The organism is Mucilaginibacter daejeonensis, from assembly GCF_020783335.1.
In the GTDB taxonomy this organism is placed as follows: Bacteria; Bacteroidota; Bacteroidia; order Sphingobacteriales; family Sphingobacteriaceae; genus Mucilaginibacter; species Mucilaginibacter daejeonensis.
In genome coordinates, this window is sequence record NZ_CP086068.1 from 1,214,203 (window position 1) to 1,238,755 (window position 24,553).

Here is a 24,553-nt window from a genome sequence, read left to right on the forward strand (position 1 = left end):
ATACTAATTTAACCGTGATGTACAGTACTTATAGGTTATTGTGCTATACAAAAGTTGATGGTACGCTTTTTCGACAAGTGACGTGACCGTTCATCGGCGTTTGGCCAGATAGTAAATGGCCAGCCCGAGTGCAAAAGCACCTAAGCAAACCACGGTAGCATGAGGCGTAGCCATGAACACGCTGATGGTCACGAACCAGTATACCGCTATAAAGAATATAGGTACCAGCGGATACAATTTGATGGTATAGATGCCGGTGCCATCAAGCTCCTGCGTACGCTTGCGGAGTATAAAGATAGCGATAGCGGCCGTACTCAAACCAATGCACTCAAAGAACATGGCATAGTTAAGTACCTCCCCAAAGGAGCCTGCAAAAAAGAGGATGACGATAATGGCCGCCACAAAAAAGGTCATCCCGAATTCCTGAGCCTGGGTGCGCGGGTTTACCCGTTTAAATATCGGTGGAAGCACACCATCATCAGCCATGGCGTAAAACACCCGTGGTACTGACATGATGTTCACATTCACATAGGCAAGCACCGAGATGAACATCAGTACCGAGGTGATACGCGCACCCACATCGCCGAACACTACCGAAGCCATTTTGGCGGCCAGCCCGGTGTTCTGTTGCAGGCCACCCATGCCCAATACATGATAATAAGCAAAATTGACCGCCATGTAGACTGCGATCACAATGCTCATTCCCATCAATAGTCCGCGGGGTATATTGCGGCGGGCATCTACCACATCGCCCCCAAAGTTGATGGTTTGCTGGTAGCCGGTAAAGGTAAAAAAGACCGCCACCAAACTTAGGCCGAACGAGGCGATCGGCGAGCCGCCGGGCAAAACGGCCTGCGTGATCACAGTATGCCCGTTGCTTTTAAATATGGCCAGACAAAGGATCACGATCATGGTCACCTTAAATATGGTGAGCAGGTTTTGCACCCGGGCGCTCATTTTGATCCCTAAAAAATTGATCACGTACACAATGGCCACCAAGCCTATGGTGGTAATGCGGGTACCTGTTATGTTCTGCATGTGGGCAGGTAATAGCAACGGGTTCAGGTACTCGGCCCCGATGAGCGATACCGCCGCTACTGATGCGGTGGTGGCAATAATAGACGCCCAGTTGATCATGAATGCAAAGGCCGGGTGATAGCAATAAGAGAAGAGCTTGTAAAAGCCACCGGTATTTGGATACCGTGCACCGATCTCGGCAAAGGTAAGTGCTCCGCAAAGGGTAACCAATCCGCCAACCACCCACGCGGCAAAGAACAGGGCAGGAGTTCCCGTACGCAAGGCCACTTCGCCAGGTATCTTGAATATGCCGGTACCGATGATAAGGCTGATCACGATCATGGTAAGATCGAACCGGCTCAACTTGGGCTTAATGCTCATGCGTAGTAAGTTGGAATTTTGAATAATAATATTAGATTTGCTATGGCCATGTATTGGTGAGTAAGCAGATCAGTGTGCTAATATACACCACGGCCTCAACAATGAACCCCATCGCTAAGCAGTTCGAACGGTCCTTCTTAATTGTTTTAGGTGTATTATGCCTGAACTGTGCCGCCGTACACGCCCAGCGGCAAAGATATAAAAGGCCGCCGGCCTTAAAACCTGTTGAACAGACCAGTCGCCAACTGACCGATTTCTCGAAAGAGGCAGAGGAAGCAGGCATCGATTTTAACATGCCCGAGGATTTTAAGGAAGTGCCGATCACGGGGAACGATACCTTTTCATTTGATCATGCCATGGCCCTGCCCGGCCAGGACCTGGAGATATGGTTACAGGTGCGCTCGCTCAAGCAAAGTTGGGCCAGTTATGAACAGGTAAAGACCATCACCGGCAAAAATCTGCCTAATCCTGACTCTACCTACGTGGAAGCTGCCCGTGCGCATGCATCGGCCATGAGCGATGACGGTCGTTTTTTTACCCGCCCGCTCTCGCCCAAATTGCTGGATGCCTACAATGCCGATGCGGGCAAGACCTACATGTTCAGCCTGGCCGATACCCCCGAGACCAAGCATTACCGCTACGCCTTACTTTTCGCTTTACAAAAGGACCATACCGGCTACATGTTGGCCGTTTGTCTCACCAATGAAAAGGGTCCCGAGTTCTTCCGCAAGATCAGCAAAGTGCGCGACTGCATGAGGTTCAGGTAGGTACGTTTCACCGCTTGACGGTTGCCAATAATTTTAGTATGTTTGATCAGCCCCACCCCGACCCTCCCCGGAAGGGAGGGTGTTGGCTTTCGTTTCCTCCCTTCCGGGGAGGATCAAGGAGGGGCTACATGTTTGACACTTATGGCAGAAGTAAATTATAGTGAAGATAGTATCCGGTCGCTCGACTGGAAGGAACACATCCGCTTACGCCCGGGTATGTACATCGGTAAACTGGGCGATGGCTCAGCCTATGACGATGGTATATACGTGTTGCTGAAAGAGATCGTGGATAACTCGATCGATGAGTTCGTGATGGGAGCGGGGCGCAGTATCGATATCAGCATGAACGATCACCGCGTTACCGTACGCGATTACGGCCGCGGCATACCGTTGGGCAAGGTGATCGATTGCGTGTCCAAGATCAACACCGGTGGTAAGTACGATAGTAAGGCCTTTCAAAAATCGGTAGGTTTGAATGGTGTGGGTACCAAGGCGGTGAATGCTTTGTCTACCTCGTTCACCGTACAATCATACCGTGATGGCCGTACTAAGATCGCCGAATTTGCTAAAGGCGAGATCGTGCGCGATGAGGCCGAAAAAGAGACCACTCAGCGTAACGGTACCTCGATCAACTTTTACCCCGACGATACCATTTTCCGCAACTACCGGTTCATACCCGAATTTGTGCAGAACATGATCTGGAACTACGTGTTCCTGAACGCCGGCCTGACGATCAACTTCAACGGCGAAAAGTTCTTCTCACAAAATGGTTTGAAGGACCTGCTCGAGCGTAAGACCGATGCTGAGAATATTCGTTACCCGATCATTCACCTCAAGGGTGAAGATATCGAGATATCCATGACCCACGGCCAGCAATATGGTGAAGAGTATTATTCCTTTGTGAACGGTCAGCACACCACACAGGGAGGTACGCACCAGGCTTCCTTCCGTGAGGCTGTGGTCAAGACCATCCGTGAATTCTACAAAAAGGAGTTCGATGCTTCGGATATCCGGGCTTCTATTGTGGCCGCCATCGCCATCAAGGTGCAGGAGCCGGTGTTCGAATCGCAAACCAAGACCAAACTGGGTTCACAGAACGTAGGTCCTGATGGGCCTACCGTGCGTACCTTCATCAACGATTTTTTAAAGACCGAACTGGATAACTACCTGCATAAGAATCCGGCCACCGCCGATGCTTTGCTGAAACGTATCCTGCAATCGGAACGGGAGCGTAAGGACATTGCGGGTATCAAGAAACTGGCTAACGAGCGCGCCAAAAAGGCATCGTTACACAATCGCAAATTGCGCGATTGCAAGGTGCATTTTGACGATAATCACGAGCGCAAGCAAGAGACCACGCTATTTATCACCGAAGGTGACTCGGCCAGTGGCTCGATCACCAAATCGCGCGATGTGGCCACCCAGGCGGTATTCAGCTTAAAAGGTAAGCCCCTCAACTGCTTTGGCCTGACCAAAAAGGTAGTTTACGAGAACGAAGAGTTCAACCTGCTACAACACGCCCTTAACATTGAGGACGGTATCGACGGTTTGCGTTACAACAACATCGTTATCGCTACCGATGCCGATGTGGACGGTATGCACATCCGCCTGCTGATCATGACCTTCTTTTTGCAGTTCTTCCCCGATGTGGTAAAGGCTGGTCACGTATCCATTTTACAAACCCCATTATTTAGGGTGCGTAATAAAAAGGAGACCATTTATTGCTACAGTGATGAAGAACGCCGTAATGCCATTGCCAAATTAGGCAACAAGCCCGAGATCACCCGATTTAAAGGCTTGGGTGAGATATCGCCCGATGAGTTCGGACTATTCATCGGCAAGGACATGCGCCTGGATCCAGTGATCCTGAAAGATGCCAACATCAAAGGCTTGTTAGAGTATTTTATGGGCAAGAACACCCCGACCCGCCAGCAGCATATCGTACAGAACCTGCGCGTGGAAAAGGACGACGAGACCATCAACCCAACACTCACCGAAGCGGAAGCACTGGTGGCGTAAAGGTATATGACGGGATCAAGAATGATCTCTTATGTGATCCTGTAGCGTCGCGAAGCAAGATCTTACCATATCTATTTTATATATATAAAAAGAGCGCTCATCTGATCAGCAGATGAGCGCTCTTTTTTTTATTCAATGATCAGAACAGAGCAGGTGTGATAATGAATTTTTCCCAAGGGCCTGGAGACAGTCCTTGGCAATTGATCACTCCACCTCCATTGTCGTTATACTGGTTCACGCCACGAGCGTCCATGCGTAAATGCGTGCTGCCAAAATATGCTGAACTGATGGTGAAAGTACCATCACTTTGCTTATTGATGTTGAAGCGCTCATAATTACCCGCCGGGTTCTGCAAATTAACTGTTCCTCCGCCCGAGTTGTTATTGTGTGGAACATTGGTTCCATCCATGCGTAGGTAAAGATTAGGAAAATAATTAGATGATATAGTGTAAGTTCCATCATTTTGCTTTCTGAACACCATTTGCTCATAAGGGCCGGCAGAATACTGGCAATTTACGGTACCTGATCCGCTTGAGTTAGGAGAATAGTAGCGGCCATCCATCCTCAAGAATACATTATAAAAATTACTTGATTGTATGGTCGCCACGATCTCTGTCAAAAAGATCTGGTTAGCTTGTAGATACTGGATGATATAGCTTTCCAAAGCCGACTTCTTTGCTGGATCATCCACCAGATCAGACAACAGTACCAAGCCATTCTCTCCAATATCGATCAGCTCAGCGTTTTGAGGTGTCGAGCTGTTTTGCCATGCATCAGTATTTAACGTAGGTGCAGTGTTGGAGCCAAGTGTGACCTGCCCGATAAGGCTCAAGGCCGGATTTCCGCCAACTGTTTTGTAACGTAGGGTTTGAGAGAAGTTATTTTGGTTACTGGTAGTGTTGCTATTATAACCTGAGTTAAGATTAAATACTGTTGACACTCCAAGGTCTAAGCCCACGTTAGCTGCGGTTTTACGGTCCTGCTCCGTTGTTTCTGAACGGTATACTACGTCAAACTTTGCGCCAAGTGTCACGTCTAATAATACGTGGGTTCCATAGTGACTTACGATATATTCAGGACTGTAATTTTGTAGGTCTGATAGAAATTCTGGTGTTAGGTAGCTTTTTAGCAACGAGATAGATGAATTTATCTTAAGTCGCTTTTGCTTAATGATCCTGCTATAATTACCATAAACGTATTTGGAAGAAAATCTTGAAGAATCTGTATAATTTGCAGTGATAGTCGCTTTGAATAGTGGCAAAACGCTTGTGCTTATTGTAGTTTTCGTTCTTAATGACAAGCCTTTAGCAAAGCTCACAGCATCTTCGCCGGTCACAAAAAGATTGGTTTGAACCTTTGACTGGTCTAAGTCGATTCGACTTGGATAATCAGCTCTCAAACGTCCTACATCTATAACTTTAAAAGTTGCGGCGCTCGAATTGCCATACTCACCAAGTATGTCGTAACCATAGCCCAGAACGTCAAGGTCGCCGTCACCGGCTGAACTTGCTTTTTTTGTAGATTTTTGAATAGTGGCAGATCTGTCTTCAACGATCTCCTGCTTTTTACAGGACATAGCAAACGCTAAGAAACCACTCAATAGTAGTAGAGTTTTTTTCATGATAAGGTTTTATTTTCCTGCAAGTTTAGGATAAAATAACCGGTATTTCAAACATGTACATAACAATTAATATTTTATTAATTAATTAATCTTTAATATATAAAATTTCTTAATGTGGGTGGTGACCTGAAGTGTTATTATCGGTATTTCTTTTATTATGAAAAAGGATACGATAGAGAGCAAAATATTTAAAATAAACAGATCTTTGCATTCCCATTTCTTTTGATTATATTGTACGCCCCGCTTTTTGCGGGATCACCATATGATCAACCACGAGATAAAGATCGCTTTTGAAGAGTACAACACTTTTGAGGAGCTCAATGATCAAGATAAACACCTATGCCTGGAAGCGGTAAAAGCACTAAAGGGTTCACATTCACCATACTCAAACTTTAGTGTGGGTGCCGCGCTGCGCCTGAAAAGTGGCCGCGTACTGTATGGCAGCAACCAGGAGAACGCTGCCTATCCGTCAGGACTATGTGCCGAACGGGTAGCCCTCTTCAACTGGGGAGCCAACTATGCCGACGACCCCATAGAGGCGCTGGCCGTTACTGCGCATACCGCCAAGTTCCAGATCAGCAAACCGATCACCCCGTGCGGCGGGTGCCTGCAGGTATTGGCCGAGTATGAGAAGAAACAAGAGCAGCCTATCCGTACCATATTGTACTGCCAGGGCGGTGCGGCCTGGGTAACCAATGGTATCGAAAGCTTTTTGCCTTTCCTATTCTTTGAAGACAGGCTGGTGACCGTGCCGGTGTAAGTATCAAGCGTCCATGTCATGCTGATGTATATCAGCACCTCTCTTGCTCAGCCAACCGAGGTTTAGGACGATCACACCGCCGCGAGAATAAATTTGCACTTCTAACTCCTACAAAAACAAGCAACATCTACACTTGCTTGACAATATTAGTTTGAATTAAAACTATCAAGTATTTAACTTTGTTATGAAGTTGAATAACTGATACCAATGCAACCTGCAAATTCATTAGTGGAGTACGGCGCCCGGCGCGTGATCATTACCATTACGGCGGTGTTCTGTGCCCTGCTCGAGATCATCGATACAACCATTGTTAACGTGGCCCTCAATGATATGCGCGGCAACCTGGGCGCCACGCTGAACGAGATCAGCTGGGTCATCACTGCCTACTCACTGGCCAACGTGATCATCGTGCCTATGACCAGTTGGCTTTCGCAGCAGTTCGGGCGGCGTAACTATTTTGCCGCCTCTGTGGTGCTGTTCACTATCTGCTCATTTCTGTGCGGTAACGCTACCAATATATGGGAGCTGGTGGTGTTCAGGTTCATTCAGGGTTTGGGCGGTGGTGCCTTACTGGTCACCTCGCAAACCATCATTACCGAGAGCTGGCCTACCGAAAAGCGGGCCATGGCACAGGCCATTTACACACTGGGTGTGATCGTGGGCCCAACGCTCGGTCCGCCGCTGGGTGGATACATCGTCGATAACTTTTCGTGGCCCTTCATCTTTTACATCAACATACCTGTAGGTATCGTAGCGGCGATCCTGACCTTGCAATTCGTACGCAGCCCGCAATACGATGAGAAACGCCCCGCAAGCCAGGTCGACTGGTGGGGAATTGGTCTGCTCACCGTCGGTATATCATCCTTACAATACGTGCTCGAGAAAGGCCAGGAGGAGGATTGGTACAGCAGCGAGGTGATCACCATCCTGACCGTTACCGCGGTGTTGGGCATCCTGCTTTTCATCTGGCGTGAGCTGGAGTACGAGTATCCTATCGTGGAGCTGCGGGTGCTCAAGAATAGCAATCTACGCATTGGCGTGCTGCTGTCGTTCATTATGGGCTTCGGCCTGTTCGGGTCAACCTTTGTGATACCGTTATATACACAATCTTTGTTGGGGTGGACGGCCCAGCAGTCGGGTATGTTGCAGCTGCCCAGCACGCTCTTCGTGGCGTTCATGATGCCGGTGGTGGCGCAACTGATCCAGCGCGGGGTGGCGCAAAAATACCTGATCGCCATTGGTATGGTGGTGTTCTTCATCTATAGCTACCTGTCGTACGCGGTGATCACGCCTCACACCAGCAGCGGCGATTTCTTTTGGCCGCTCATCATCCGTGGTTTCGGCTTAGGCTTATTGTCAGTGCCGGTGAGCACGATGTCATTATCGACCTTGAAGGGTAAAGAGATCGGCCAGGGGGCGGCCTTTTCGGGAATGATGCGGCAATTGGGCGGCTCGTTCGGGGTGGCGCTGATCTCGACCTTTGTATCGAGGCAAACGCAGGTGCACCGCAGCAATTTGGTAAGCCACCTCAACGTGAATGACCTTAACGTACAGCAGCGTGTAGCGCAAATGGCAGGCAGTTTCAGAGGACGCGGCATAGATAGCCTCACCGCCACCAAAATGGCCTACACGGCGCTCGATGGCTCGGTGAACAAGCAGGCCACCCTGCTGTCATACATGGACGTTTTTTTGTGGGTAGGGGTGATGTTCCTGCTGTGTGTACCTGTAGTACTGCTGTTCATCAAAACAGCTAAGAACAAAGTGAGCCTGGCCGATGCCGCGCACTAACATTTATCATAGATTTGTTACTGATGGCACAACCAACTCTATCCAAAGCTGATCTGGCGCTCGAACTCGGGCGCTCCATGGCCGAACTGCGCAACATACTGAGGCAGCACATTCAGGTGAGGCTCAAAGAGAACGATATCAACCTCACCTTCGAGATGCTGGAGGTATTATCAGCCTTGTGGAAAAAGGACGGCGTTAACCAGCAGGAACTGGCCGACCTGACCATGCGCGACAAATCGAGCATGACCTACCTGATCGATAACCTGGTGAAGCGCGGCATGGTGAAACGGGTAGAGGACGATAACGACCGCCGCAACAAACTGATCCATATGACCGATGAGTGCATGGCGCTCAAAGAACGGTTATACCCCTGGGTGGCCGAGGTTTATGACAAAGCCACCCATGATATAGCGGCCGAACGCCTGCAAAGCGGCGTTGACCTGATCAATCAAATGGTCACTAACCTTAACACAGTCCAATAATTTAAAATGTGTGAATCATGAAGAACATTTTGATCCTTGCCGACCTGTCTGACACCTGTAACAACACCTTGCGCTATGCGGCCGATCTGGCCTGCGCGGCCAATGCCGAGCGCATTATCCTCCTGAAAAGTCAATATGTGTCATTATATGCGCAGCTGCTGCCCTCGGCAGATTTTGTGCAGCTAAGCGCCGATGCCATTGACGAGGAACGCCGTAAAGACGACGCTGCATTAAAGCAGATGGCCGATCGATTGACGACGAGTTGCGGAGCCAACATCAAAATAGAGGTGGCCACCAGCAGCGAACCTTTGTTACGCGCCGTGCGCCAAGTGATCGCCGACCACCAACCCGACCTGATCATGGTAGGTAGCGATGTGCCGGGCGGCGAGGAAAGTATAGTGGGGCAGCAGGTAGTGGCCGTGGCCAAGATCAGTACGGTGCCTGTGCTGGTGATACCGTGCGGTGCATCGCGCAAGCCGCTGAAGCGGGTGCTGGTGCCTGTGGACCCTAACGCCATCGAGCGCCTCAGCCTGATCGATCAGTTGAAACAGTTGCAGTTCACCACTGAGCCCGAGATATTGGTGCTATGCGTTGATCCTGAAGGCAAGCGCGTAGGCCACGAGGCTGAGAATGCGGGTAGCTTTAAACAGTTTCTGCAAGAATATGAATACGATGTGCAGTACACCGATGATGACGACACCGTAAAAAGCATCCTCAACTATGCATCGCAGAACGAGGTGCAGCTGATCGTTGCCCTGCCGGGCAAACACAGCTTTTTTTATAACCTTACCCACAGCAGTATCACCGAGGCGCTCACCACCAATTCGAGGTTGCCGGTGCTCATCCTTAAATAGCAACAAAAAAGGGCAGCCTGACGGTTCAGGCTGCCCTTTTTTGTGTATGATGAGCGAGGTGCTTACACCGCGTCAGACAATGAGCTGAATGTAAAGTCGCGGATACGCATCGGTGGGATTAGGGCGTTTTGGCCACTCTCGCCGCTTACGGTGCGTTCAGGTTTGCCCAAAGCATCCAGGTTGTTGAGCATGATCACCGGGCTTTCATTGAACCTGAAGTTCTTGACCGGGAACTTAATCTTACCATTCTCGATGTAGAACGTACCATCGCGGGTAAGGCCGGTGTAGAGCAGGGTTTGAGGGTCAACGGCGCGTATGTACCACAGGCGCGTTACCAGTATGCCTTTTTCGGTGCCTTTGATCAGGTCCTCCAGACTTTGGTCGGTGCCATCCATGATGATGCCATCAGGGCCAGGTATCGCCTTTACACCTTTCTTTTGGGCCCAATAGCGCGAGTAGCTCAGGTTCTTCACCACACCCTTTTCTATCCAGTTCACCTTTTCCTGCGGGCGGCCATCGCCGTTCCAGCGCGAAGTGGGCAGTTCGGGGTTGGCTGGGTCTGAGTATATGTTCACGCGTTCGTCAACCAGCTTTTCGCCCAGGCGTGTTTTGCCGCCCGGCATACTCAAAAAGCTACGGCCTTCGTCTGCGCTCCGGGCGTCAAGGCTGCCGTAAAGTTGCTCCAACAATACGATGCCTGCCGCAGGTTCCAGGATCACGGTGTATTTGCCGGGCTCCAGCGCCCTGGCCGTAGCCGAGCCCGATGCCTTTTGAGCCGCCACTTTAGATAGTTTCAGCGTGTCGAGTTTAGATGCATCGTTGTACGCCTTGGTGGCATAGCCTGAGCCTTTGCCATCATCGGTACGTAGTGTTACCGAAAAATTGATGTCGGTAGAGGTATTGTACGCGAACAGGCCTTTGGAGTTCATCATGGCCGAATAGCCGGCGCTGTTCTCCAAAAAGCCGGCAGCGGTCAGTTTGTTATCCTTGGCTACCTGCAGGCTTTGCGCCACCATATCGGCACGTTGCTTGGGGGTAAGGTCGGCCGTGGCCTTGACAAAGGTCGGCGTGTCTGGTCCGTAGGTTTGCGGGCCCAGGTAGGGCATAAATTCGGGATTCTCGGGAGCCAGCTGGGCCAGTTCCTCTGAGCGGCGAACGGCTTTCTCCAGCGAGGCATCATCAAACTCGTTGATGGTTGCCACGCCTTGCTTTTTGCCGAATGCCGATGAGATCACCATGCTGTTGCGGCTCACCGCACCACTGGTAGATACCGAATTGCGGGCGTAACGAATGTTAGATGAATCGCCGCCGCTTATGTTTATCTCGCACTGCTCGGCCTTTGAAAAGCTTAGGGCCTTTTTAAGTAGTGCGCGTGCTTGTTCTTCTGTTAAGATCGCCATGTCAGGTCTTATTATATCTTGCGTGATGTATTTAGTACGTTAACTCCATTGAAGCGTGCGGTGGCCGAACCGTGTGATACGGCGCTCACCTGTGTTGGCTGGCCCTTACCGTCAAAAAAGGATCCGCCCAAACGGTAATCGCTTTGATCGCATACTGCGGTGCACGAGTTCCAGAACTCCTGGGTGTTGGATTGATAGGCCACATCGTTAAGCATGCCCACGATCTTGCCGTTCCGTATCTCATAGTACAACTGCCCGCTGAACTGGAAGTTGTAGCGCTGCTGATCGATCGAGAACGAGCTGTCGCCGATGATGTAGATGCCTTTTTCCACGTTCTTGATCATGTCCATCGGTTTCATTGGTGTTTTGCCGGCCTGCAGACTCACGTTAGGCATGCGCTGGAACTGCACGCTCGCCCAACTGTCGGCGTAGCAGCAACCCTGCGATTCGTTCAGGCCAATGATCTTGCCCTGGTCGCGTATGGATTGATAGTTCACCAGCACACCATCCTTGATCAGGTCCCACTGCTTGGTCTTCACGCCCTCATCATCATAACCTACAGCACCTAATGAGCCGGGCTGTAACTTATCGGCCACGATGTTGACGTTCTTGCTGCCGAACTGGAATTTCTTACTTTCCCACTTGTCGAGCGTTAAAAAGCTGGTGCCTGCAAAGTTGGCCTCATAGCCCAGTACACGGTCAAGCTCCGTTGGGTGACCTACCGACTCATGTATGGTAAGCCACAGGTGCGATGGGTCCAGGATCAGGTCGTACTTGCCAGCCTCTACCGATTTGGCCTTTAATTTTTGACCAGCCTGCACGGCCGCCGCTTTGGCATCCTCGATCATATCATAACGGCCACGGTACAGCGTGGTAGGCAGTCCGTGTATCTTATCGCTCTCGCGCGGCGACAGGTACTCGTAACCCATGCCGCTTGGTGCACTCAGGGATTGGCGGGTCTCAAATTTGCCGGTCTTCTCATCGATCTTGGTCACGTAAAAGATCGGCCATATGCGGTGCACATCCTGATCGATGTATGACCCATCGGTGCTGGCAAAGTATTTTTGCTCGTTCACCAGGAACATGATCGAGTTCACGTAGTTGGCACCGGCCTTCATGGCGGCATCGTTCACGCCCAGTAATAATTCGGCCTTTTCTTTGATCGGCACCTCAAAGGCGTTCTTTTCGATCGGTGTTTTCCAGCTTACCTCGCCATAACCTTTTTGAGGCAGCAGTTGTACCGGCTCGCTTTGCAGGCGGGCGTTCTCTTTGGCAATGGCCACGGCCTGTGCGGCCGCTTTGGCAATGCTGTCGTTGTCCAGCTTATCGGTAGCGGCAAAGCCCCAGCAGCCATTGGCGATCACGCGGATGCCCATCCCGTACGATTCGGTGTTCACCACGTTCTGCACCTTTTCCTCACGGGTGACCACGTATTGGTTCAGGTAACGGCCTATGCGGCAATCGGCGTAAGTGGCGCCCTTGCTGCGAGCCGCGTTGAGCACCACATCGGCCATCCGTTTCTTCAAGGCCACATCAATGCCGCCTTCCAGCAACGCCTCGGGCGTTACCGGCGAGCCAAATACCGGTACCTGGCTCAGCATGGCCCCACCGATACCCATACCGGTGAGGTAAAGAAAGTTCTTTCTGTTCAATTGAGTGATGGTTTAGCCCCCCGCCCCCTAAAGGGGGAGTGGCGGTCAAGTTATATTAGTTTATCTGTTACTTTCGTCACGTCATCGCAAGGAACGAAGCGATCTCTGGACAGGTGCAGTGTTCGCTATGCCTCCGCAGGGTTTGCTTCGTTCCTCGCAATGACGGGTTGCTTTTCGTGCTCCCCCTTCAGGGGGCTGGGGGGTCATATCCTCCTCGCCGTACTGATCACATTCACCTTATCGAACTTGGTCGTTGAGCAGCCGTGCGACACGGAGCTGGCCTGTGAGGGTTCGCCTTTACCGTCGGAGAAGGACCCGCCAAAACGGAAGTCGCTTTCATCACAAATGGCCGAGCACGAGTTCCAGAACTCCTGGGTGTTGGCTTGGTAGGCCGCGCCTTTGGCCATGCCCACGATCTTGCCGTTACGTATCTCGTAACACAGCTGACTGCTGAACTGGAAGTTATAGCGCTGCTGATCGATAGAGTAGGAGTTACGCCCGAACATGTATAGGCCTTTCTCGGTGTTCTTGATCAGTTCGGCCGTTTTAAGCGGCACCTTGCCCGGTACCAGGTTCACGTTAGGCATGCGCTGAAATTGCACGCTGGCCCAGTTTTGCGCGTAGCAGCAACCGTGCGATGCCGTGTGGCCTAATATATGTGCCTGATCGCGTGTGGCCTGGTAATCTACCAGTACACCATCTTTAATAATGTCCCATTGTTTGGTCTTCACGCCTTCATCGTCATAGCCAACAGCGCCTAAGGAGCCTGGGGTTACCTTATCGCCCATAAAGTTGACGATGTTGCTGCCAAAGTTGAACTTTTTGCTTTGCCATTTATCCAGCGTTAAAAAGCTGGTACCGGCAAAGTTTGCCTCATAACCCAGCACACGGTCTAGCTCGGTAGGGTGACCTACCGATTCATGTATGGTAAGGAACAGGTTGGTAGGGTCCAGGATCAGGTCATACTTACCCGGCTCGATCGGTTTGGCTTTTAACTTTTCATCCAACTGGGCGGTGCCAATGCGCACATCCTCCATCAGGTCGTAGCGCTTTTTATAAAGCGGGAAAATGCCTTGTATCTTTTCTTTTTCGCTCGGCATCAGGTACTCATAACCCATACCCATTGGGGCGCTCAGCGCGTTGCGGGTCTCAAAGCCTCCTGCGCTGGGGTTAGTTTTGGTGATGGTGAAGGTAGGCCAAATGCGGTGCACATCCTGATCGATGTATGAGCCCTCGGTACTGGCAAAATACTTTTGCTCATTGATCATGAACAGGTTATTGCTGATGAAATTGGCCCCGGCCTTAAGTGCCAAGGCATTGGCGGCCAGTAGCAGGTCCACCTTTTCCTTTACCGGTACCTCAAAAGCGTTCTTTTCGATGGGTGTTTTCCAGCTGACCTCGCCGTAACCTTTTTGCGGGGCCAGCTTTACCGGCTCGCTTTGCAGGCGGGCGTTCTCTTTAGCTATGCTCACGGCAGTGGCCGCGGCACGGGCAATGCTATCGTTATCCAACCTATCGGTGGCGGCAAAGCCCCAGCAGCCGTTGGCCAGCACACGCACTCCCATCCCGTACGATTCGGAATTGACGATGTTCTGCACGCGGGTCTCCCGGGTGCTGATCACCTGGTTAAGGTAGCGGCCAAGCCTCACATCGGCATAAGTGGCGCCCTTGCTGCGGGCAGCGTTAAGTGCCACATCGGCCATTTTTTTTTGCAAAGCCACATCGATCGGCTTCAAGGCCTCCTCGGGTGTAATGGTTTTGGCCATGCCCGGCATACCCTGCAACATAGCAGCGCTCACACCCATACCGGTGAGGTATAAAAAGTCTTTACGTTTCAAGATAGTTAGAATTGATGGTTGTAATATAATGAACATCCACTAAAACATCACCCTGAAAGCACGCCTATTTTATCAAAAAGTGGCGTTTGTTGAGAAATGGTGAGGGTTGTTGACAATTGCGCCGAACACATCGGTTGCATCGATACTAATGATAAAGAAAGCTTACTGCTCGCTGATCACGCTATCGGGAGCGGCCTGCCGCCTTTCGGGCGATAGTTTCATGAACTTTTTGTATGACGTATTGATGTGATCGGTCATGGAAAAGGCATTGGACCGGTATTGGGCCAATGTGGGCCGGTAAAGGCTGACAAAGTTTTGCAACTCGACGCCTTGTAGGGGAGCTACCTGTGCTACCTTTTCGGGACTAAAAGCCTTGTCGATCTGAGCCAGGGTCTGTTGGTCGGCCAGCATGCGTTCACGCTTTTGGCGTTTGCGCTCATCTTTTTTCCAGTACCAAAAGCGGAACGACACACCGCCCTTAAAGTTGCCGTCCTTGTCGGTTTGGTAAGCGGTGGTTTGCCCATGAAAGTAGGGATCGTAAAAGACCATGCTGGGACCATCCATGCTTTTTACCTTCACATCTTTCAGCATGTGCTGCTGCGGCAATAGGAACACCTCAAAGCCGCTCAGGTTAGTGACCAGCATGGTATCAGGCTGGTAAGCAAAGCCGGTGAACACCAGCAGATCATTCAGTTTGGCGTTGATGATGAACTTGCCATTATTATCGCTCACGGTGGTTTGTTTGCCGGTCAGGTTCTGTATCCTGATATTGACCAGCCCCACGCGTGTCTTGTCCTCATAAATGCGCCCTTTGACCGGCTGCTGACCGAACGCCAGCAGAGGCCCGCAAAACAGCATCAGTAGAACAAGGTAAACGCGCATGGCTAAAGATATACAATGCGCATTGGACGGATCGTTAAATAATGTTAAATAAGCGAGGCGCTTGTTTTAAAAAGGGGGGGGCCATGGCAGACGATCATAGCTTGATAAGATCCGTATCGACCGGTCGAAAATACCGCCATCAAAATGCCCGTTTCACAACTTCAGGGAGTTACACGGGTGTAACACAATTCCCCAAATTTCCCCACTTTTTAGCGTTGCGAGATTCGTAAAAACCTAACTTTTTCCAGAAAAAACTGCATTTTCTCGTTTTGTAACACTAAATGTAACACCTGAAACGACAAATGTAACACCGTACCGGTCGCGTGTAAGGGTGGTCATAAAACAAAAAGATCTCATCACGGCCATTTTTACAAATTTGGCAATGATGAGATCTGGCAGCTGTTGAACGGTAGCTTACAGCTTTGGTGTTAGTATCTCTTCACGTTAAAGTCAGACACGCCGCCTTTCAGGTGGATGTAGATCTTGTTGGCAGCCTGCTCAAAACCCGGAGTGGTGTAGTGATCGCTGCTCACCTTGGTGAAGCTGTCAAAGTCGTTAGATGACAAGCCGCTTGATACCTTGATATCGCAGGCGGCGTTCTTAGGTACGCTGATCTCGACCTCTGACGCACCGGTGGCCACACTTACTTCGGTGACAGGCAGGTTGCTGGCCAGTTTGACCTTGGTAGAAGTTGCACCACCGCTGATGTTCAAACTGCGGATCTTGAACGGGGTCAGGTCGAACTTGGTCTCGGCCGCACCGCTTTTCAGGTTAATATCCCAAACAGGTATGGGGTTCAGGCTAATGCGGGCCTCGTTGTCATAGTCGCTGTTCCATTTAAAGTTGCGGTTATGGTTACGCATGCTGAAGTTCAGCGTGGTCAACGAGTCTTGCCTGTCCCAGGTCAGGTCATACTTTGAGAACGTTTCGTGAGTAGTGGCCCTGAACAGGCTGTCGGTAGTACTATCCAATATATAGGTGGTGGCACCGCCTTCGATGTTCAATTTGGCGCGTTTGATATCAGGATAATAAAGCTGCTGATAAACGTCGCTTTGTGCCTTGCGGTCATTCACGGTGATGTCGCCATCCTGATCGTTGTCATCATAGTCATCACCATTATCATCGGACCGATAGGTGAGGAACGGCAAGTTAGAGCGGTGACGATCGCCCGTACTGGCGAACAGTACGAACGCTATACCTGCTGCCAGCACGATCACCTTTACGGCCGTTGCCCATGCTGCCCGGGTGTTAGACAGGAGCAGATTCACGCCACCCACCACCAGGAACACCGGCCACAGGCGGAAGAGGTTGCCCCAGTGAAAATCGATCAAGCCGTAGTTATTTAGTAAAAATATCACGCCTATGCTTACCAGCACAAGGCCTGGAATTAGTCTGTCGCTTCTCATAACGTTTATTCAATAGGGTTCTTAGGTTCAGTTGGGTTCTTTTTAGCTGAGGTAAAGATCAGCACCAGGCCGATCACTACCAGTGGTATAGGCCACAGGTGCTCAAAGTCCCAATCGGGGATAAAGTCGAATTCATCTATCAGTAGTATGCCGCCAAAAAAGATGAGCAGGGCACCGGCGATCACCGCAGTGTTGCTTTTACGCGGAGGTACCGGTTGAAATGGCTGCTGCACAAATGGCTGTGATGCATCGGTTTGGAACGGTGGCACGTTAGGGTCAACACCCGGGGTGCGCATGCTCCATGGTTTTTTAGGCATCACGATCAATAACACGATGTAGATCAGTACACCGCCACCCTTTAAGATCAGGGTGAGCAGGAACAGGGCCCTTACCAGGGTAACATCTATCTCGAAGTAATCGGCTAAGCCTTTACATACACCGCCAATGACCTTGTTGAATTCATCGCGGTAAAGTTTTTTATCTTGGTACATTGTTTTAGTGGTTAAGTTATGTGTTATAACTGACCCAGAACCGGCTTGATCACTATCTCATCAACATTGGCGCCTATGCTCATGTTATATGCGCTAAGTACGGCGTTGGCTACATCGGTGGTACTTACAAAACGGTCGGGCGGTATGTCAGTTCCGGCCCATGACTCGGTGTAAGTTGATCCCGGCAGCACGGCAGTTACTTTTACGCTGTAAGCCTGCATTTCGAGCTTCATTACAATATTAAGACTACGCAGCGCAGCTTTTGTTACACTATATGTACCAGCATTTGCAGCAGGGTGTATAGCCGCCGCCGAGCAGATGTTAAAAATGTGCCCGCTGCGCTGCTCCTGCATGCTTTTTCCAAAAAAACGGTATAAATTGTAGGCAGGCCTCAGGTTGGTATCCATCAGCACATCATAGGTATCGTCGGCATCATCCAGCGTGGTGGAGGGGATAAATGTGCCGGCATTGTTAACCACTACTTTGATGAAGCCCAGCGCGGCCTGGGCCTGGCGTGCAAATTCGAGTAATTGTGCCTGATCGCTTACATCGGTGGCCAGGTGAAATACCCTGATCTGGGGGGCAATGGCCCTGAGCTCATCAGCCAGCGCTAACAGATCTTCATTATTGCGCGAACAAATTGCCATGTTCAATCCTTGTTTAGCAAAACCAAAGGCGATCGCACGGCCTATGCCTTGAGTGGCACCCGTTATCAGAGCGTTTTCCATAAGGTTTAAAAGTATTCAAATTGGCTTTGGCTGCAAAGCTTTAGTATAAAAATGTATTTTTAACGCACTTATTTATCACATCGCATGTTTGAGACCCTGGGACGGTATATCCTGCTTATACGTTTAAGTTTTAAAAGACCTGAGAAATTTTCGGTGTACTGGGCCGAGGTAATGCGCGAGATGGTATCCATCGGCGTAGGTTCGTTAGGGATCATCAGTATCATATCGGTGTTCATTGGTGCCGCCACCACCATTCAGGTCGCCTTCCAGTTGTCAAGCCCATTGGTACCCCGCAGTATAGCCGGCAGTATCGCGCGCGATTCAACTATCTTGGAATTCAGTCCCACCATCTCGTCATTGGTATTAGCCGGTAGGGTAGGATCGAGCATTGCCTCACAAATCGGTACCATGCGGGTCACCGAGCAGATCGATGCGTTGGAGATCATGGGGGTTAATGCCCCTGGGTACCTGATCGCTCCAAAGCTGATCGCCAGCATGATCATGGTGCCTATCCTGGTCATCTTCTCTATAGCACTGGCCATCACTGGTGGTTATATCGCTTGCTTAGCCAGTGGCGATGTTACTCCTGCCGATTACCTGAACGGTGTGCACGACGGTTTTATGCCGATCACCATTCAGGTGGCTTTGGTAAAGGCTTTTGTGTTCGGATTCCTGATCTCATCGATATGTGCTTACCAGGGTTTTTATACCTCGGGTGGCGCGCTTGAAGTAGGCCAATCGGCCACTAAAGGCGTGGTGTACAGTTGCGTGATGATCCTTTTTGCCGACCTTATGATAACCCGTTTAATGCTATGATCCAGATCAACGACATTTATAAGACCTTTGGCGATAACGAGGTACTCAAAGGCATCACCGCTACTTTTGAGCCGGGCAAAAATAACCTGATCATCGGTGGTTCGGGGTCAGGTAAAACAACACTTTTAAAGTGTATAGTGGGTTTGCACGAACCTACAAAAGGTACCGTGCAATTCGATGGCGAGGAGTTTACCGCCATGGACTTTGAACAACGCGTACCTATCCGTAAGCAGATCGGGATGCTGTTCCAAAACTCGGCCTTGTTCGATTCCATGACCGTAGAGCAGAATATCATCTTCCCGCTGAACCTGTTCAGCGACATGAGCGCGTCGGAAAAAAAGGACCGCGCCAACTTTTGTCTGGAACGGGTGAACCTGACCGGCAAGAACGACCTGTTCCCGGCTGAACTTTCGGGCGGTATGAAAAAACGTGTGGGCATTGCCCGTGCCATTGCCATGGAGCCTAAGTATCTGTTCGTGGATGAGCCGAACTCTGGTCTGGATCCCAAGACCTCGATCGTGATCGATGAGCTGATCAACGAGTTGACCCAGGAATATCAGATCACTACCGTGATCGTGACGCATGATATGAACTCCGTGATGGGTATCGGCGATCACATCATCTTCTTACATCAAGGTAAAAAAGCTTGGGAGGGCTCCAACAAAGAGATCGCCCATACCGATAACCAAGAGCTCAACGACTTTGTGTTCGCCAGCAAGTTCACGCAGGCGGCTAAGGAGAAGTTGTAGGTTGGTTGAATGGTGAATGGTTGAATGGTGAGAAGTTGGTTATGTGATCGCATGGTCTTCAAACTTCTATAAATAGTTATCTTTGCCGATCATTGATATTTAGGCATCCACTATTAACTATTCACCACTGACCATATGATCCAGCTTTTGACCCCTACACATTGGAAAGATTACGAACTGATCGATAGCGGTGATTTTGAAAAGCTGGAACGTTTTGGCAACGTGATCCTGATCCGTCCTGAGCCTCAGGCCGTATGGAGCAAGGCCCTGCCCGAAAGTGAGTGGCAAAAACAACATCATATCAAGTTCAAAGGCCGTTCGGCCACGGCGGGGGAGTGGGTTAAAAAGAACGCTAAAACACCTGACCGCTGGCACATCGAATACCAGAACGATGACGTGGCCATCAAACTGCGTTTAGGACTGACCTCCTTTAAACATCTTGGCGTGTTCCCTGAGCAGGCCGTTAACTGGGATTACATCGCCCAAAATATCAAGCGTTTTAAGACCCCTGAACCTAAGGTGCTCAACCTGTTCGCGTATACCGGCGGCGCCTCGCTGATCGCCCGTGCGGCCGGTGCCGATACCACCCACGTTGACTCGATCAAACAGGTGGTGACATGGGCCAACGAGAACCAGGAGCTGTCGGGCCTCAACAACATCCGCTGGATGGTTGAGGATGCGTTAAAGTTCGTGAAGCGCGAGATCAAGCGCGGTAAAAAGTATAACGGTATCATTTTGGATCCGCCAGCCTATGGCCACGGCCCTAACGGCGAAAAATGGAAACTGGAAGACCATATCAACGAGATGGTACATGATGTGGTCCAGTTGCTTGACCCTCAAGAGCATTTCCTGATACTGAACACGTATTCGCTTGGCTTTTCGTCAGTGATCGTCGAGAATTTGATCAGGAGCGCTTACCCACAGGTGCAAAATCTCGAGATAGGCGAATTATACCTTCAGGCCACTGCAGGCGGCAAGCTGCCACTGGGCGTTTTTGGTAAGTTCTACAAAATTTAAGGAATTTTTGGAGTTGCTATTATTATCGTAATAGTTATATTTACGAACGCTTGAACGCGCAAAATATTTTGATCTGACGTTTAAATATCTTACTATTCAAAAGTTGTACGCCTTGTTTTAAGGCATTCTGCCCTATATGATGAAATTAAAGACCCTGATGCTTACCTCTACCATGTTAGCATCATCATTGGTTCTGTTCGTGAACTGTACCGGTAACACCAAAGCAGGCGAGGCTAAAGGTAGTGGCAGCGCTGCCAAAGGTACTGATACCGCGCAGACCGATACCATAGCTAAAAAAGACCTTACCCCGATAGATACTGCCAAGTACGATAGCCTGCTGAAAAAGCTGGCCAATGGCGATACCACTGGCCGCTGGCCGGTAAAAAAACAACCTTACCCTGTTGCTGGTGCTATATTACCTTACAACCGCGTAGTGGCCTTTTATGGTAACCTATTCAGTAAACGGATGGGTATATTAGGTGAGTTACCACCGGCTCAAATGCTGGCTAAACTCGAAGGAGAGGTAAAAGCGTGGGAAAAGGCCGACCCGGGCATGCCGGTCAAACCGGCACTGCACTACATAGCTGTGGTAGCACAGGGCGATGGTGGTGCCGACGGTAAGTATCGTTACCGCATGCCGTTCAAACAGATCGATACCGTGCTGTCGATGGCTAAAAAGATAGATGCATTGGTGTTCTTGGATGTGCAGGTGGCCTTAAGTAATATCAGGGCCGAGTTGCCTTTGTTAGAAAAATACCTGGTGATGCCGCAGGTGCACTTTGGTATGGATCCCGAGTTCTCGATGAAGGACGGTACCAAACCGGGCAAAAAGATCGGTACTTATGATGCTGATGATGTGAACTACGTGTCGGACTATCTGGCCAAGCTGGTGAAAAAGAATAACCTGCCACCTAAGATATTGGTGGTGCACCGCTTTACCCGTAAAATGCTGACCAACTATAATAAGATCAAATTGCACCCTGAAGTGCAGGTAGTTATCGATATGGATGGCTGGGGCGAACCTGACCTTAAATTGGGTACTTATCGTAACTTTTTGTTCCCTGAACCGGTACAATTCACCGGCTTTAAATTATTTTATAAGAACGACCTGAAGAAGCCGCCGCACCGCATGCTAACGCCTCAAGATGTGTTGAAATACAAACCGCAACCTATTTATATACAGTACCAGTAAGATATTCTAAAAACAAACACTACTGGACGTGGCAAAGCCTGACCCTTAAAAGGTCGGGCTTTTGTTTTAATTGCCCTTGATGCGGCTTTGCTCGGCCGATGAGCCGTTGTCGCGTTCGCGTATGGCTTTGATCGTGCTGCTGCCGAAGTTGTAGCTGAAGGTGAGCCTGAATACTCTGGTCTCCTGCTTTTGCGATAGTTTGTAATCCTGCTGGGCAATGGCGCTGCGCACCTTGATGATCTGGTTATTGAACACATCACTTATCGCGAATTTCAGGTTGGCCCTTTTATTGGCGAACGACCGGCTGACGCCCATGTCAATGGAGTAGATGGGCTGGGCTACATACGTACCAAATACCTGCGCCGATGCATAATTGGCGGCCAGTTCGGCATTGGTAGATCCGTTGATAGTGAACGTTTGATCGCTCCTGAAATTCAATGTCGTTTTGCCGCTGTTGAAGGGCTGGCCCATCAAATTGGGCGACGAGAACTTGCTGTAGTAAAGGGTAACATCGTTACTGGTATTCCACCATTTGGTGATGGCCAATGGCCGGTTAAAGTTGATACTGGCGGTGCTGCGTGATGCCAGATTCTTTTCGTACAGGGTCAGGGTCTTCCTGATGGTGTCGGTCAATAAGGCCGCGGTGATCACATCGGTGGTGCGGCTGTACGAGAAGGTGAAATTATTTGACTTTTTGAAGCCGTACGAAAGCTCGATAGCATTGGTGTATTGCGGCCGTAGATTCGGGTTGCCCTGATTCAGGGTGTAAATATCCGCATAGTAAACGAACGGGTTGAGCGAGCCGTAATCTGGCCGCTGTATCCTGCGGCTGTAAGTAAGCCCCAGCTCATGGTCGGCGCCTAAATGCTGATTAACGCTAAAGCTCGGGAACAGGTCCAGGTACCGGCGGTCATTGATGCTTTGCAGAGTTACAGAGTTACCTGTAGACCGGGTAAGTTCGGCCCGTAAGCCAGCCTGTAAGGTAGTGGCGCCAAAGCTGTGTTGCAGGTTGGCGTAAGCCGCATTCACGTTCTCTTTATAAATAAAGCGGTTACTGCGCTGGAGGTTATTCACCCAATCGTTGTTCTTTCGGTCCTCAAATATCAGGTCGTTATCGGTATTCACAAAGCTGGTCTTGAGCCCGGTCTCAAGCTTAGTATGCGTATTAAAGGGATAAGTATGATCGATCTTAGCCGTGAAGATATTAACGTTGGACGGCATGGTATTACGGAAGATATACGTTAACGTGTTGACCGTACCCATGCCGTTAAAATACAGGTTGTTATAAGTGGTCTGTTGCTGGTTACGCACCCGCGAGTGGTCAACGTCGATGTTGAGTTCATGACCAGACGTATCGAGCACGGCTTTGTAATTGAGATTATAGGTGACGCTCTGGTTGGTGTGATAGGCAGGGTTCTGTGCCCGTACAATAGAATCTATCTTTTGCGGCTGGCTACCGATCAGGGTATTCACCTGGCTATTGGACTTGTACTCATTGTTGTACCCGCTTAACATGGCACCCAACACATGGTTCTCATCAAAGTAATAATCCATACCCACTTTGTAATTGCGGTTCTTGGATAGGTTCACGTCGCGTCCCTGCTGGTCAAAGTAGGTGTTCTCGGTACCGTTACTTGTGCTGCGGTCAAGCAGTAAGGTCTCGCGGCTTTTATCATTGCTCAGATCATAATTACCGTAAAGGTTCACGTGCTTGCTGCGGTTGTTGAGCATTAGTCCGCCGTTGGCCTTGTAGCCGTTGCCGTAACCAGTTCCTGCGGTAAGCGTGCCGTTGGTGCCGAAGGTGGTATTCTTTTTAAGTTTGATGTTGATGATACCACCACTGCCCGAGGCATCATAACGGGCCGATGGCTGCGAGATGATCTCGATACTTTGGATGGTATTGCCATCGGTAGAGCGCAGCAGGTTGGCCAGTTGCTGCCCCGACAGGTAGGTGAGCTTACCATCGATCATGATGCTTACGCCCGGCCGACCGCGAAGGTTCACATTACCTTCATTGTCAACCGTAATGCCGGGTGCTTTAGACAGGATCTGCAGCGCATTATTGCCTGCGGCCAGGGTGCTGCCAGCCACGTTGACGATCAGTTTATCATTACGCCGCTCGATCAAAGGCTTCTTTGCCGTAACGTTGACCGCTTTGAGCTGCCGGGTGCTTGGCTTCAAAGCTATGGTCTCTGCAGGAAAGTTGGGGTGGCTGGCATCGATGGTGAAGGCTTTGGTAAAAGTACTGTCGTAACCTATTGCCTGCACGCCGATGAGATAGGTACCGTATGGCACTTGTTCAAAACTGAACAAGCCGCTTTCATCCGTCAGGGTCGACCTGATGAGTGAGGTGTCTTTAGCTTGATAAATGCCAACGGTGGTATAGGAGAGGGCTATTTGCTTAAGATCAGTGAGCTTGCCTTTAACGCTACCGGTGGGCTGGGCTTGTGCAAATGAATACAAGTGCATCAAGCAAAGGCAAATGATGGTACAGCCCGATAGGCGCAGGTTGCTCATGAGTTAGGTTCAGTGTGCGTGGTTGAAGTATGGTACTAAATTAACCACCCCATGCATGACCGCCCCTATATTTAACATTGTTTAACCAAAGCGTTAAAAGATGTTAAATGCCTGAACTTTGTATAAACAAAAAGGCCGCCTTTTTTACAAGGCGGCCTTCGGTCATCATTATGATG

At 50.0% G+C, this 24,553-nt stretch carries 20 protein-coding genes; 10 read left to right on the forward strand and 10 right to left on the reverse strand.

Annotated elements, in window-relative coordinates; genetic code table 11:
• Positions 1-90 precede the first annotated feature (90 nt).
• Complete coding sequence (locus LLH06_RS05250) at positions 91-1,398, reverse strand: APC family permease (protein WP_228172212.1); 1,308 nt, start codon at positions 1,396-1,398, stop codon at positions 91-93.
• Positions 1,399-1,499: 101 nt separating this feature from the next.
• On the opposite strand from LLH06_RS05250, the gene LLH06_RS05255 reads away from it, so the two are divergent.
• Together LLH06_RS05255 and LLH06_RS05260 are read left to right on the forward strand one after the other, a co-directional pair.
• Positions 1,500-2,165, forward strand: coding sequence for a hypothetical protein (locus tag LLH06_RS05255; RefSeq protein WP_228172213.1), 666 nt, complete (start codon positions 1,500-1,502; stop codon positions 2,163-2,165).
• Positions 2,166-2,306: 141 nt separating this feature from the next.
• Positions 2,307-4,184, forward strand: coding sequence for a DNA topoisomerase IV subunit B (locus LLH06_RS05260; protein ID WP_228172214.1), 1,878 nt, complete (start codon positions 2,307-2,309; stop codon positions 4,182-4,184).
• 139 nt (positions 4,185-4,323) lie between these two features.
• Here LLH06_RS05260 and LLH06_RS05265 read toward each other — a convergent pair whose 3' ends face one another.
• Complete coding sequence (locus LLH06_RS05265; protein ID WP_228172215.1) at positions 4,324-5,805, reverse strand: MAC/perforin domain-containing protein; 1,482 nt, start codon at positions 5,803-5,805, stop codon at positions 4,324-4,326.
• A gap of 262 nt (positions 5,806-6,067) precedes the next feature.
• Between LLH06_RS05265 and LLH06_RS05270 the strand changes: the two genes are divergently transcribed.
• From LLH06_RS05270 to LLH06_RS05285, 4 genes are all read left to right on the forward strand, one after another.
• On the forward strand, positions 6,068-6,565 hold the full coding sequence (locus LLH06_RS05270) for a cytidine deaminase (RefSeq protein WP_228172216.1): 498 nt from the start codon (positions 6,068-6,070) through the stop codon (positions 6,563-6,565).
• Positions 6,566-6,772: 207 nt separating this feature from the next.
• A complete protein-coding gene (locus LLH06_RS05275; protein ID WP_228172217.1) occupies positions 6,773-8,353 on the forward strand; it encodes a DHA2 family efflux MFS transporter permease subunit in 1,581 nt (526 codons plus the stop codon).
• A gap of 23 nt (positions 8,354-8,376) precedes the next feature.
• Positions 8,377-8,835: a MarR family winged helix-turn-helix transcriptional regulator gene (locus LLH06_RS05280; RefSeq protein WP_228172218.1), complete on the forward strand. Its 459-nt coding sequence runs from the start codon at positions 8,377-8,379 to the stop codon at positions 8,833-8,835.
• A gap of 17 nt (positions 8,836-8,852) precedes the next feature.
• Positions 8,853-9,689, forward strand: a complete 837-nt coding sequence (locus LLH06_RS05285; RefSeq protein WP_228172219.1) for a universal stress protein — start codon at positions 8,853-8,855, stop codon at positions 9,687-9,689.
• Between the two features lie 62 nt (positions 9,690-9,751).
• On the opposite strand, the gene LLH06_RS05290 is transcribed toward LLH06_RS05285, so the two are convergent.
• From LLH06_RS05290 to LLH06_RS05320, 7 genes are all read right to left on the reverse strand, one after another.
• Positions 9,752-11,089, reverse strand: a complete 1,338-nt coding sequence (locus LLH06_RS05290) for a TldD/PmbA family protein (protein ID WP_228172220.1) — start codon at positions 11,087-11,089, stop codon at positions 9,752-9,754.
• An 11-nt stretch (positions 11,090-11,100) separates the two neighbouring features.
• Entirely contained in the window at positions 11,101-12,741 is a 1,641-nt protein-coding gene (locus tag LLH06_RS05295; protein WP_228172221.1) for a TldD/PmbA family protein, read from the reverse strand.
• 203 nt (positions 12,742-12,944) lie between these two features.
• Complete coding sequence (locus LLH06_RS05300) at positions 12,945-14,579, reverse strand: TldD/PmbA family protein (protein ID WP_228172222.1); 1,635 nt, start codon at positions 14,577-14,579, stop codon at positions 12,945-12,947.
• Between the two features lie 162 nt (positions 14,580-14,741).
• The gene (locus tag LLH06_RS05305) at positions 14,742-15,461 is read right to left on the reverse strand and encodes a hypothetical protein (RefSeq protein WP_228172223.1); all 720 of its coding nucleotides are present in this window, start codon (positions 15,459-15,461) and stop codon (positions 14,742-14,744) included.
• Positions 15,462-15,889: 428 nt separating this feature from the next.
• Positions 15,890-16,867, reverse strand: a complete 978-nt coding sequence (locus LLH06_RS05310) for a LiaI-LiaF-like domain-containing protein (protein WP_228172224.1) — start codon at positions 16,865-16,867, stop codon at positions 15,890-15,892.
• A gap of 5 nt (positions 16,868-16,872) precedes the next feature.
• On the reverse strand, positions 16,873-17,358 hold the full coding sequence (locus tag LLH06_RS05315) for a PspC domain-containing protein (protein WP_228172225.1): 486 nt from the start codon (positions 17,356-17,358) through the stop codon (positions 16,873-16,875).
• Positions 17,359-17,381: 23 nt separating this feature from the next.
• Positions 17,382-18,086 (reverse strand): SDR family oxidoreductase, encoded by a 705-nt coding sequence (locus LLH06_RS05320; RefSeq protein ID WP_228172226.1) that lies wholly within the window; start codon positions 18,084-18,086, stop codon positions 17,382-17,384.
• 84 nt (positions 18,087-18,170) lie between these two features.
• Here LLH06_RS05320 and LLH06_RS05325 point away from each other — a divergent pair, with 84 nt between their 5' ends.
• From LLH06_RS05325 to LLH06_RS05340, 4 genes are all read left to right on the forward strand, one after another.
• Positions 18,171-18,902 carry an MlaE family ABC transporter permease gene (locus LLH06_RS05325; protein ID WP_228172227.1) on the forward strand — a complete coding sequence of 244 codons (732 nt, stop codon included), beginning with the start codon at positions 18,171-18,173 and terminating at the stop codon, positions 18,900-18,902.
• Positions 18,899-19,651, forward strand: coding sequence for an ABC transporter ATP-binding protein (locus LLH06_RS05330; RefSeq protein ID WP_228172228.1), 753 nt, complete (start codon positions 18,899-18,901; stop codon positions 19,649-19,651). Before LLH06_RS05325 ends, LLH06_RS05330 begins: the two co-directional genes overlap by 4 nt.
• 135 nt (positions 19,652-19,786) lie before the next feature.
• Complete coding sequence (locus LLH06_RS05335) at positions 19,787-20,668, forward strand: class I SAM-dependent methyltransferase (RefSeq protein WP_228172229.1); 882 nt, start codon at positions 19,787-19,789, stop codon at positions 20,666-20,668.
• A gap of 139 nt (positions 20,669-20,807) precedes the next feature.
• On the forward strand, positions 20,808-21,860 hold the full coding sequence (locus LLH06_RS05340; RefSeq protein ID WP_228173269.1) for a hypothetical protein: 1,053 nt from the start codon (positions 20,808-20,810) through the stop codon (positions 21,858-21,860).
• A gap of 66 nt (positions 21,861-21,926) precedes the next feature.
• Here the strand turns inward: LLH06_RS05340 and LLH06_RS05345 are convergent, their stop codons facing one another.
• On the reverse strand, positions 21,927-24,377 hold the full coding sequence (locus LLH06_RS05345) for an outer membrane beta-barrel protein (protein WP_228172230.1): 2,451 nt from the start codon (positions 24,375-24,377) through the stop codon (positions 21,927-21,929).
• Positions 24,378-24,553: the final 176 nt, after the last annotated feature.